The 12,412-nt window shown below is 31.6% G+C and carries 9 protein-coding genes and 3 pseudogenes; 8 read left to right on the top strand and 4 right to left on the bottom strand.

All coding sequences use genetic code 11. The annotated features are described in order from the left end of the window. Nucleotides 1-181: 181 nt before the first annotated feature. Nucleotides 182-1,129, top strand: coding sequence for a class A beta-lactamase Bla1 (gene bla, locus ACUN0F_RS20975; RefSeq protein WP_445540840.1), 948 nt, complete (start codon nucleotides 182-184; stop codon nucleotides 1,127-1,129). A gap of 618 nt (nucleotides 1,130-1,747) precedes the next feature. Beyond that, nucleotides 1,748-2,053 (top strand): annotated as a pseudogene (locus ACUN0F_RS20970) (HBL/NHE enterotoxin family protein); the annotation flags it as partial. Nucleotides 2,054-2,253: 200 nt separating this feature from the next. Here the strand turns inward: ACUN0F_RS20970 and ACUN0F_RS20965 are convergent. Then, nucleotides 2,254-2,313, bottom strand: a complete 60-nt coding sequence (locus tag ACUN0F_RS20965) for a hypothetical protein (protein ID WP_255447024.1) — start codon at nucleotides 2,311-2,313, stop codon at nucleotides 2,254-2,256. Between the two features lie 1,035 nt (nucleotides 2,314-3,348). On the opposite strand from ACUN0F_RS20965, the gene ACUN0F_RS20960 reads away from it, so the two are divergent. From ACUN0F_RS20960 to ACUN0F_RS20935, 6 genes and pseudogenes are all read left to right on the top strand, one after another. Further along, the gene (locus ACUN0F_RS20960) at nucleotides 3,349-5,331 is read left to right on the top strand and encodes a methyl-accepting chemotaxis protein (RefSeq protein WP_445540078.1); all 1,983 of its coding nucleotides are present in this window, start codon (nucleotides 3,349-3,351) and stop codon (nucleotides 5,329-5,331) included. Between the two features lie 851 nt (nucleotides 5,332-6,182). Continuing rightward, nucleotides 6,183-6,398, top strand: a pseudogene (locus ACUN0F_RS20955) (anthrax toxin lethal factor-related metalloendopeptidase); the annotation flags it as partial. 254 nt (nucleotides 6,399-6,652) lie between these two features. Then, nucleotides 6,653-7,201, top strand: a complete 549-nt coding sequence (locus tag ACUN0F_RS20950; protein ID WP_445540077.1) for a fascin domain-containing protein — start codon at nucleotides 6,653-6,655, stop codon at nucleotides 7,199-7,201. A gap of 934 nt (nucleotides 7,202-8,135) precedes the next feature. After that, on the top strand, nucleotides 8,136-8,432 hold the full coding sequence (locus tag ACUN0F_RS20945; RefSeq protein ID WP_046955285.1) for a transposase: 297 nt from the start codon (nucleotides 8,136-8,138) through the stop codon (nucleotides 8,430-8,432). An 8-nt stretch (nucleotides 8,433-8,440) separates the two neighbouring features. Further along, on the top strand, nucleotides 8,441-9,322 hold the full coding sequence (locus tag ACUN0F_RS20940) for an IS3 family transposase (RefSeq protein ID WP_046955284.1): 882 nt from the start codon (nucleotides 8,441-8,443) through the stop codon (nucleotides 9,320-9,322). A 736-nt stretch (nucleotides 9,323-10,058) separates the two neighbouring features. Further along, nucleotides 10,059-10,244: pseudogene (locus ACUN0F_RS20935) on the top strand (hypothetical protein); the annotation flags it as partial. Here ACUN0F_RS20935 and ACUN0F_RS20930 read toward each other — a convergent pair. From ACUN0F_RS20930 to ACUN0F_RS20920, 3 genes are all read right to left on the bottom strand, one after another. Then, nucleotides 10,228-10,356 (bottom strand): hypothetical protein, encoded by a 129-nt coding sequence (locus ACUN0F_RS20930; protein WP_445540865.1) that lies wholly within the window; start codon nucleotides 10,354-10,356, stop codon nucleotides 10,228-10,230. The pseudogene ACUN0F_RS20935 and the gene ACUN0F_RS20930 overlap by 17 nt on opposite strands. 687 nt (nucleotides 10,357-11,043) lie before the next feature. Then, a complete protein-coding gene (locus ACUN0F_RS20925) occupies nucleotides 11,044-11,205 on the bottom strand; it encodes a hypothetical protein (protein ID WP_088065107.1) in 162 nt (53 codons plus the stop codon). Further along, nucleotides 11,205-12,320, bottom strand: coding sequence for a response regulator aspartate phosphatase (locus ACUN0F_RS20920; protein ID WP_445540076.1), 1,116 nt, complete (start codon nucleotides 12,318-12,320; stop codon nucleotides 11,205-11,207). Before ACUN0F_RS20920 ends, ACUN0F_RS20925 begins: the two co-directional genes overlap by 1 nt. Between the last annotated feature and the right edge of the window lie 92 nt (nucleotides 12,321-12,412).

The following is a 12,412-nucleotide window of genomic DNA, read 5'->3' as shown; positions in this document are numbered from 1 at the left end:
AGCCCTTGTTTATATAAAGGCACTAATAAGTAAAAAGATGAGATGTGAAATAAGCGATAGTGGCGATCATAGTTGCTATCACTTATTTTGTTAATACCTCTGATACTAGTTATAAAGTTTTTTAAGTTTATGGAACAGATTTGTTTCGGTGATTGTCTATTATGTGTACGTATAAAAAGGTATTAAGAATTTGAAAGGAATGATGATCTTGAAAAACAAGAGGATGCTAAAAATAGGTGTATGCGTTGGTATATTAGGTTTAAGTCTTACAAGCCTAGAAGCTTTTAAAGGAGGGACATTGCAAGTTGAGGCAAAAGAAAAGACAGTACCAGTTAAACATAATAATCATGCGATGTATAAAGACTTCTCTCAACTTGAGAAAAAATTCGATGCACGATTAGGTGTATATGCGATTGATACTGGTACAAATCAAACAATCTCTTATCGACCTAACGAAAGGTTTGCCTTTGCATCAACCTACAAGGCGTTAGCGGCAGGAGTATTACTACAGCAAAACTCTACTGAGAAATTAAATGAAGTTATTACTTATACGAAAGAAGACTTAGTGGATTATTCACCTGTTACCGAGAAACATGTAGATACTGGAATGACACTAGGAGAAATTGCTGAGGCTGCTGTTCGTTACAGTGATAATACTGCAGGGAACATTTTATTTAACAAAATAGGCGGACCAAAAGGATATGAAAAAGCGCTTAGACAGATGGGTGATCGGGTTACTATGTCTGATCGCTTTGAAACAGAATTAAACGAGGCTATTCCAGGAGACATTCGTGACACTAGTACAGCGAAAGCAATTGCTACGAATCTGAAAGCTTTTACGATCGGAAATGCGCTTCCGGTTCAAAAACGTAACATTCTTACAGGGTGGATGAAAGGAAATGCTACAGGAGACAAACTTATTCGTGCAGGCGTACCAACTGACTGGATAGTTGCAGATAAATCCGGTGCTGGAAGTTATGGGACACGAAATGATATTGCTATCGTTTGCCCGCCAAATAGAGCACCAATTATTATCGCAATTTTATCTAGTAAAGATGAGAAAGAAGCTACTTATGATAATCAACTCATTGCAGAGGCAACTGAAGTTATAGTTAAGGCTCTTAAGTGATAATCTCTCAATTCTTTATGTAATAAAATATGAACTTGGAAAGTGATTCTTTTTAATGTGAAAAGAATCGCTTTTTTGTATTCCTATAATGAATAGTAAGTATATAAGTGAAAATTATTATATATAAGATAATTATATTTTGGAGTATCTAAGCTAAAGACTTTTATATGGATATGTAATTTTACATATCCATATAAAAGACACATATGTGTCAATCACCATTAAATTATATTGAAATTATTTTTAGGTAAGGAATTCATATAGATTTTGGGGAATAAAAAGATTTTTATGTTTAATTATCATAGTATAATTATTTCACTGTATGAAATGAAATTTGTATTGAACTTTTTTAAATATAATATTTATAAATTCGAATGATGAATATCTGAAAAATCAAATTTAACCAATTTGATTTTCTGGTTTACTTATGAAAAACATAGTGTTTACAATGAGGGGGAAGTAAGGTCCTTATATTCTCTCAAAAATAAATAAAAAACGAAATGCAATTTCTCTTTTGAAAAAAATGCTATCCTCAAGTGTTTGTGAAGAAATCCTAACGTTAGGGTGTGCAATATTTTTGATTAAAATTGTAAAAACAATAGTGAAGAGGTGTACGGAATGAAGAATAAATTTATGACAGGGTTTTTAATAACATCAATCGTTACTGGGACGACTATTCCTATCAATGCTCTCGCAACGCCCATCGTTCAGGCGGATACGATACAAGATAATATAGATATTTCCTCAGCATTACGAAAAATAGGTGCACACTCCAAATTAACACAAACCTTTATAGATGGGGCCTTAGCAAGTCCGAATGTACAACTTGAAGAAGTTCCATCTTTAAATACAAATCAATTTTTAATTAAACAAGATATGAAAGAGTGGTCATCAGAATTATATCCAAAATTAATTCTACTAAACAAGCTTCTGTCTTTTATTTTTATTGAGATATTATATGCGAAGATTAGGTAGATGAAATAGTTAACTTATTTCTATTATTAAAAAGTAAAATGTGTTTTTTATTTAAAGAGTTAAAATTCAACTGAAGGTATTTAAGATCTTAATACTTCGTAACTACCTGATTAATCGATTCTAGATTCCAGCTACTGAGTAGGAAAGTGCTAATTAATTTGAAAATGATTAGAATAATTAAATTCTCCTTTATACTTAATTACTGCAATAAACGTCCCTTTAGTATATACATTTGTAATCGGTGTTCTCTAAATTTCTAACCATTTCGGGGTAGTAATAAATTCTGATTCAATTGTTATAAAATGTTGTAAAGAGTTGGCAGGGTTAACGTTGAATTAAGTAGAAAGTATCTCCTGTTATGAGGTATTCAATATTCCAGTCGGGTTGGAATGTACTATTTTTAGCTCCCTCCAATTCATTAATGGTTTTAAATCCCTAATCGTTATTAAAAGGATCAGAATCTGTGGTTTTAACTTCTTTTATTGGTGAAATCATTTCAATGCTAGTCATACTTCCTACTAATAGTAATATGTTTCATAACATTTCATTCCCCAAAGTACATATTGGTTCCTGCGAAAGTGTATTCTAATGTTAGTATTATTCTGATATATGTGGTTGTCAAAAAAGTTTTATAATAAGTTCTTAGCATTTTATGAAAATAAGAATAATGAAAAAATAATATATTTTTCAATTTTAATATTCAAAACTTATATATACGTGTTACAATGAAATCTTCCGATTTATTTTATTCTTCTATTTAGAATTTATGGTTTAGTAATTTTATAAAACAAAAGTGACTGTAGTAAATAGATAAGTGTATGAAGTGATACGGTTGGAGTGGTTAAAAGGCTATTAAGTATAATTTTCCAAATAATAAATTCACTTAGTTAAGTTTTATTAGGTTTATTGTGGTAAGGATTTCATCCGATTTGAATAGTCCTAAATTAAATTTTTTATCCAATCAAAGCCACAAATCATTTTTTTAATGTAGTATTTGTTTTATCCAGTTTATTTGAATAATTCGTACCCTTAAAATTACTTACTATAGAAAAATAACATAATCGAAAGGAGGGTAGATAAAATTCTGCTCGTGAAATTTAAAACATTTATATGTAAATATACAATCGAATGGATGTATTAATAATTTCATTTCGAACGATACCATAAATGAATGTAGAAAAGATAAAGGGACAAACAATTAAATAAACTATATCAGTTGTAAGAATGAAAGGAAGAAGTGGATAGTGCTTAATATAAAAGAAAGATTGGGGCAAATAAAGCTTAAGACGAAGTTGTCAATGGCATTTATAGCAATACTAATTATACCAAGTCTTATCGTGGGAATAACATCTTATGATGAGTCGAAAACAGATCTCAATGAAACAATCCTACAATCAGCAAAAGATAATGTAAGTATTTTAGATAAGATTGTAGATGATGAGTTAGAAAATAAGCATACAGATATAACACATTTTGCAAAATTACTTACACAAGGTGATTATAATCCTGAACAATTACAAAATGTACAGGGTAAATTTAATCAGTATATACAGTTACATCCAGAAATAGAAACAATTTATACGGCATCCAGTAACAATCAATTTATTCATGCACCTGTTGGGAAAATACCAGAAGGGTTTAATCCGTTAGAAAGTAGTTGGTATAAGGATGCAGTAAAAGCAAATGGAGAAATTATTGTTTCATCTCCCTATAAATCAAAAGCTACGGGAAATATGGTAATAGCAATTGCAAAGCAAAATGCTGATAAAAGTGGTGTCATTGGTGTGGATTTGAATATTAATGATATCGTAAAAACATCCAAAATGATAAAAATTGGAAAGCAAGGCTTTGTATCTATAGTAAGTCAAGATAAAACTATAGTTGTCCATCCATCACTAAAACCTGGTGAGAAATTAGAGAAATCTTTAGCTGATGAACTGTACAAAAAAGAAGCTGGAGTAATTACTTATAGTCTTAATGGTGAGGATCGAAACATAAGCTTTAAGACAAACAAAAAAACAGGTTGGAAAATAGCTGGCGTAATGCCTACGAAAGAAATTGAAGAAGCTACCAATCCTATTTTTTATAAAACGCTCACTATAATAGGGGCTTCATTATTATTAGGTGGAATTGTAATTTTCTTCATACTTAGATCTATTATTAATCCACTAAGACAATTAGTTTTTTCAGCTCAAAGAATTAGTCAGGGAGATTTAACTGAGAAAATAGATATTCGTTCAACAGATGAACTTGGTCAATTAGGTGGTAGTTTCAATACAATGGCAGAGTCGTTACGTAATATTATTTCTCAAATTAACACTTCTGCAGGACATGTGGCTGCTTCTTCTGAAGAACTAACTGCCAGTGTAGAGCAAGCAAGTGTTGCGACAGAACAAATCACAAAAGAGATGGGAGAGATTTCCGATAGTGCGGAAGTTCAAAATAATGAAGTTGCGTCTGGAGCGAAATTAATTGGTGAGGTAACACGAAACATTCAATACGTAGCTGATAATGCTTCCGAAGTATCAACTTCATCCTTATATACAAAACAGAAGGCCAATGAAGGAGAACAATTAGTAGAACAAACTGTAACACAAATGCAGTCTATCCATCATTCGGTTTCTCAATCCGATAATGTAATTAAATTATTAGATAAGAAATCGCAGCAAATCGGAAGCATATTAGATGTGATTCAAAACATTGCGGAACAAACAAATTTATTAGCATTAAATGCAGCAATTGAAGCAGCTAGAGCAGGAGAACAGGGACGAGGATTTGCAATTGTTGCCGATGAAGTTAGGAAGTTAGCAGAGCAATCATCTGAATCTTCAATGGAAATTGGAAATTTGATTAAGGAAATACAATTAGATGTACATGAGACTGTAAAAGCCATGAATGAAGTAGGAATAGAAGTACAGTCGGGAATTCAGGTTGCGAATGATACAAAACAAAGTTTTTATGAGATTTCAAAATCTGCAAATGATATTGTGTCAAAAGTGCATGGTATGGTGGAACTGTCAAATAAAATGACAACTGATGCAATGAAAGTCGATACATCGATTAATCAAATAGCAATCGTTGTTAAAGAGAATTCTTCAAGCACGCAAACGATAGCAGGTTCATCTGAGGAACAACATGCTTCCATGGAAGAGATAAATTCTTCAGCGATACACTTAGCACAGATGGCAGAAGAACTTCAAGAGTTAATTGGTGGATTTAAGATATAAGTTCAGAGTCTAGGATAGAATACTAGGTAGTATGTTAAAGGATAGAAGTTAAAAATCTTATAACGATAAAAGGAGCAAATTAATTTGCTCCTTTTTCACTTGAATTCTACATGGAATTTAGTATCAATGATTCCAAAAGCAACTTTACATGGGAATGGATTTCTCATTGTTGAAGCAGCATTTACATTGGGTAGTACAGCAAGAAAATGACGGGAGTATGTAAGGTATATTATCCTTTCAAAAAGTTACAGTAATTTACCGTAAAAAGAGGTTGCGATTACGAGTTTATATGTAAATAGAATTTAAAATAATAGATTTAAGGAGGATATTTTATAGATGGAACAGGTTATACAAGAGTTTTTTTCTTCAAGTAAAAACTATAAGGTTTAAATTATTAGAAGAAAAGATGGGCTATATACAACGGAAGCTTATAGATGGATGGAGGATTGTGGTTATGAATTTTGGAGTTATATATCACAAGGATTAACTTTGATAGATAGTGAGGAACATGCACGAAAGATTGCTATGGAATAACTAAAGGAACTTTTAAGAGATGAGTATTAAAAATATGCTATTTTATCTGTAAAATTATAAGGGATAATGATGTTTTATGAAAATATAGAAGTAAATTTTATTTAATCTCATTTATTTTATAAGAATTGTAAGGTATACTAAAAGTAGGTGCAAAAATGCACTATTTGAAAAAGAGTGCAAGGCAAAAAGGAATCCGTAAAGGATTCCTTTTTTGTTTTTTAGAGAATGAAGCAACTTGCTAATCTAAAAATTTTTGTGAATTTTTTGCTAGATTATAAGCTTTAAATGTTGAAATTTATTTACTTATTTCGCCAAATGATAAGGAAATAGTGGGAAATAGACAGCAAACTGCTGAAAGCCAAACTGTGCCAGTCAAAGTGGGAGATTATATTGAGTTTACCCATATAGAAGGGGAAGCAGTGAATGAAAAGGCTCGGGCTACACTTACTAACCTTGAGAATAATAAACAAGAATATATAGGCAAAAAAAGAATCTATCAAGTTACTTCAACGGGATTAAACAAAATAGATTAACATGAAAAATATTCAAATTTTTAGTTAGATGCTTAATAGTCGTTCATTATGAACGGCTATTTGGCTTTTATTTAATATAAAGTGAAATTAATTTTAAAATATGTTTGAGGATTGAGTGATGTTTAGGTGCTATAGATTTGAGAAAAAAGAAACAGAATAATAAGGTATTTGTTGATAAAGACTCTCTCGTATTACAAAATTTTACATATTTGGTATGATGTATATGAGTGATATATATTAAGGGAGGAATGGGAATGAAGAGGTTCATAATTCATGCAAATGGTAATAAGATCTTTAAAAAGTTAGTTTTAATGGTGTTGCCAATGGTTCTAATGATAATGATGATAACCCCATCGAATGGTGCATTGGCAGCCGAGCAATTAAAGGCAAGTTCACTAAAAGGTGTGAGTCTATTTAATGGAAGCTGGACTGTTGCTATACAAGCTGCAAATTTACAATATGTTTCTGCTGGGCCATCGGGCAATGTAGTAGCAAATCGTAATGCAGTTAATGAATGGGAGAAATTCGAATTAATTCCGACTGGGGAATTATATACGTATGCTTTAAAAGCGAAAAGTAATGGCAAGTACGTTTCGTTTGAGCCAAATGGTAGAGTAGTAGCAGATCGTACATCAATTGGGGCATGGGAAAAATTTATTTTATATAATGGTGGAGACAATAGGATATATGTATTACAAGCGTTAAGTAATGGTAGATTTATATCAGCAAATAGTGGTAGAGAATTAACTGCTAATAGTTATGTAGCTGAAAGTTGGGAAAGATTTGTTATTGTGTATTTCTAAATTTTGAAGTGTTTTATATATATAATATTGACTGGTTTAGTTCATATGCATGCTAAATAAAGAGTTAAGTACTTAATACAAGTGTATATTAAGGTGTAAAAAGGACTGACTGCAAGTAATTGTCAGTCCTTTTTGTATGTTAAATAAGTAATTACGGAGGATATAATGAGAAGAAAAAGAACCCTATTGGGTTCTTTTTCAAGGCATATTAACAGTAAGGAGAATCATGAAATGCTACTTCAAATCTTTATTAGGGGAAAGATTTTGAAAAAGCTTAACATACATCTATTTTTACATAAATGTAAGATATAGTAAATTGATAATATTTATACTTACTATTACTAATATTCAATTAATATAGTTAACACTATGCTTATAGTGTTAACTGATGTTTAGTGTAGTATACATTTAGAAATCTAGTATTAGATTATAATTGTCAAAAAAGCTAATAGATTTATCATTTCAAATTCTAACTAACATTTAAACGATTTTAATTGAAATGGGGTGTGTATTAACTCTTATAAGCTAATGAAAGTAAATAAAATAAACAAAGACCCTGTAAAAAAATACAGGGTCGGATACAGGGTTAAGGGAACGCATAGTTTCTTAAAAACATAATAGCATATATATTTTGTATAGCTATATGAGGATTTTGACAAAATTAAGAACAAGACAGAAAATCTTTAAGAAATATATTGGTGGAGATATGATTTGGAAGTGAACTGTTTATCTGTTGATATAGATGAAAACTTTGGAGCATCGTGATCAAACTTTCTTTAAATAAGGGGTTTAGGTTATTGAGGTAATTGGATCTTCCTGAAAAAGAAAAATGTTTTTAAATTAAAAGAAGAAAAGACACCTTTGATATGATCCCCTTATAGTAGACAGAAAAAAGAAAGCACATTAATCTGTTTACTATGGAGGGGATTTTTCTATGGGTAAAATTCGAGTAACTTATGATATGGAATTCAAGAAGAAAGCAGTAGATTTATATATAAAAGAAGGAATGGGCTATAAAACTGTTGCCAAGGAATTAGGAATTGATCACTCGGTCGTAAGGCGTTGGGTGAAACACTTTGAAGCCGAAGGAATCAAAGGGCTAGAAGAAAAACGTGGTAAAGCGAAAGGATCCGGTTTAGGCAGACCAAGAACGAAGCCAGAAGATCCAGAAGCAAAGATAAAACGATTAGAAGCGGAAAATGAAATGCTAAAAAAGCTCTTAAAGATGTAAAAGGAGGAATGGAAGCTGTATCCAAAACGAAAAAATTTGAAGTTATCCATGAGATGATAAACACAGGGCACACGGTTACCATGTTATGCGAGATTGCTGGTGTAACCAGAGGTGGATATTACAAATGGGTAAAGCGGTATTCAGCACCTTCTGAAAAACAATTGGAGGATGCTGAAATCAAGAAAAAGATTGTAACGTGCTATAAAAAACTGAAAGGAATTTATGGCTACAGAAGAATACAAGTTTGGTTGAAAATCACCTATAATCTTCATATTAATCATAAACGAGTACAGAGACTTATGAAGGAATTAGGTATCAGATCCGTTATTAGGAGAAAACGTCCTTATTACGGAAAGAAAGAAGCCTATGTGATTTCAGATAACCATCTAAACAGAGATTTTCAAGCTTCCAAACCGAATGAGAAATGGGTAACAGACATTACTTACTTAATTTTCAATGGACAGAGACTATATTTATCCGCGATTAAAGATCTATACAATCATGAAATTGTCGCCTATGAAATCAGCCGTAGAAACGACTTGAAGCTTGTGTTAGATACCCTGAAAAAGGCAAGAAAAAAACGAAATGCAAAAGGAATTCTTTTACACAGTGATCAAGGGTTTCAATATACATCTCGACAATATAACCAATTACTAAAAAAATATCAAATGAAGGCAAGCATGTCACGAAAGGGAAATTGTTGGGACAATGCTTGTATAGAAAACTTCTTTAGTCATTTCAAGTCAGAGTGTTTCCATTTATACTCTTTCCGTAAGGCTGATGAGGTGAAAGTTGCCGTGCGCAAATATATGTACTTTTATAATTATCAAAGATTTCAAAAGAAATTAAATAACCTGAGTCCATATAAATATAGAACTCAGGTTGCTTAATTGTGCTTTTTAAAGACTGTCTACTTGACAGGGGTCACTTCACTTTCGGGTGTCTTTTCTTTTGGTATACAGCTTACATATTGCTGAATTAGATACGAAATCATAATTCGACTATGAAATAAACAACTTAAGAAATTTTAACATAATATGGACTGAAAAGAATATGTAATATTGCATTTTTAGTTTTCAATTTATTTATTGGTATAGAAAAGCAGCATAAATAAAAAGGGCATGCAGTCGTATCTGCCGCCCCTTTTAGGAGGAATTCAAGACACCGATAGAACACGTATTGGTAAAAAGGCTCAAAAATAGTATATGTAAAAAGAAAAAGTCCTATACCAAAAGTGGACTGAGCCGTATTTTTTTTACTTATTTAAAAATTAAATTTCATTCTTTTCAAAATCAGTACGGCAAACATATGATTTGGAATGAAATTAGAAAAAGTATACATGAAAATGGCAGACAATAATTTTGTCGTCTGCCAGTGCCAATGGACTGAATGAGTTAGTCAATTACTATATATTGCTACTCCATTACCAGAAGAGTGAAGCCGTTAGTTCAAACGGCTTAAACCTAGTTTGCCTAATAAAGAAAAAATTATGAGTAGAAATTTTGTTTGCTCTATATGAAAAGATAAATAGATATTCATCAGACAAGGATAATACAGCATACCTTGAATAGGGTGTAGGAACGAATTAAGGAAAAGAATGTTATTAGGGAAGGAACTGAATCCGGAGTGGGAATTTCGGACAGGATTTGGGGAGCCGTGGTTGCCTTTGGTATTGCGACTAATATCACTGCTTGTATAATGGCATTATACATTCAAAAGTATGAGCTAATGATAAACTACCTTACAGATATTTTATTTTTAATAATTATAGCTCTAACGTTTATCAAGATGAAAATTAACAAGTGGGTGGCATATGATCTAAGGTGTCAGCCTGTACACTGTGTGACGGCACAAAGACGCTTAAACCACTTCCCGCAATTAATGTTGCAAATGCTAACTTTGAGAATTGCGTTAATCTAATCATTTTATAATCTCCTTTTCATTATTTTGTAAGGTATCTCCTTACACCTCACAGTCTATATCCACTACAAAAGGGTGTACATACATATTGATAGACAAAATTCTACAAAATACCTCATCTTTTTGGGGATTGTGTATAATAATCCAATGTTTAATAATTTATCAGAAGTAAAAAAGTAGGTCTTATATAAAATAAAATGAATAATTTATGCAAGTAATGTATATAAAATTATTGTTTGAATATTCTAAAATGAGTTGATAAAAATGGGGGAATTTTTTAGGAAATAAATGATTCCAAAGATTAAATTTGGAAGTTAGATTCTCTTTTAAGTTTATTTTTATAGTATTATTCACATGTGTGAATTATTAAGATTTAAATATAAAAAAGTGAGAAAAATGATAAACATTCTTCTCACTTTCATCAATTAGGGTGGCATATACATAAATATGCGTTTAAAAGGATTTTTGGATGAAAAATCCATATGAATAGTATAACAAAATATTTAAGGCTATTCACATGTAATATTGCATATGTAGAGTCGGTAGTTATAATAGCTAGAGTGTTTCCATTATTATTTAACAAATTTTCCTAAAAGATTCGCCTTCCTTAAGCTTGTACAGGGTGATACGTGAGAGATAAAATTTGATATGTAAAGCCCCTCCGAATGGAGGGGCTTTACATACACTTACATTAAGTTTGTTGTGGTGCACCACCATGATCGCCAACACTATATGTGGGAGCGGGGTAATGTCCATGAGTAGCAAACTGATCCGCTTTAGAAAATTGAGAAATTCCCACCGTTAGAACCCCAATAAAAGCAATACCCGATAATAATAGGCTGATTTTTTTCATTATTTCAACACTCCTTTTTCGATTGATTTTCGTCTTGCTTGGTAACAAATATGGAAATAGTCACTTACCTTTTGGTGGTTCTCTAATTGTCTACATTTTGTGGCAAATAATTCGGCGTATTCGACAACATATTCCCACAATTCTTCTTCCTCAAAGTATAAGATTCCTTCTTGAATGATTTTTTCTAATTCTTCAAGTGGAATATTTTCATTTAATCTTTTTAAAATAGAGAAGTGGTGTGTGTATTCTTCGTTATGAATTCCTCTGCAAATCTGCAATCCCTTATCAATGAGTTTGCTAGCTGCTGATTGTTCTCCTAATTTATAATGTTCCTTAGCTTGTAGGAAGATAGCCTTGAAGTGTGTAGGGATTTTTTCTGTTACTTCTGAAAGGTGACGAATAGCTAACGTAGACATACTTTGATCAGAATACAGCCACCCCATAGTACTTTTTACGTATAACAAGGAATCTTCTTCCTTATTATTCTGTAGTAATTCAATTGCACAATGTAGATATTCTTCTGCTTGTTCGTACTGCTTTAAATAGATACAGCAACCACCTAGCAAACTATTACAAAAGGCTGTTTTTACTTCATAACCTTCATACTTCGAAAAGATTGCCCGTGATTTATTTGCGTATTCGATAGAAGCGAGCATGTTATAGGTATGGTGATAAAAAGTAGCAATTCTATAGTAGAATTCAGCGTGTTCAATTTCATCTGGAATGTCTACTAATATCTTTTCGGCCAGTTTATAATGTTCCTCTGCCTCAGTAAAACTTGATATAAAAGTGGAATGAATGGATTTAAAAAAGTGATAATAGAAGCGTAGAAAATGGTCTGTAGGCATATCGTAATCACTAATAGCATCAAAACTATTTTGTTGAATACCGAGGCTATCTGTTAGGACCGTGTAACGAAATTCAAGTAGTGAGTAATAAAGTAACAAATTTTGATCCTGACGTTCTTGATTTGACTCAATGCTTAACTTAGTAATTTTTTCATCAATTTTCTTTTTTAGATTAGTAGCTTTTACAACTTGTTGAGATAGCATAGATCGATACCAGTCGTTCAATAGAGAGGTTAATTGCTCATTTCCCTTTACTGAAACACTCACTATATACTCCCCCATCCTATAGAAATATCTTAATCCTATTTAATTGTAACTATCATAGCAAAATAGAAGGAAAAATGGAGGTGTTTTACAAT

It is taken from the genome of Bacillus sp. 1A, assembly GCF_052682215.1.
Note: the sequence above shows the minus strand (reverse complement) of the source record. Positions and strands in the feature narration are given on the sequence as shown.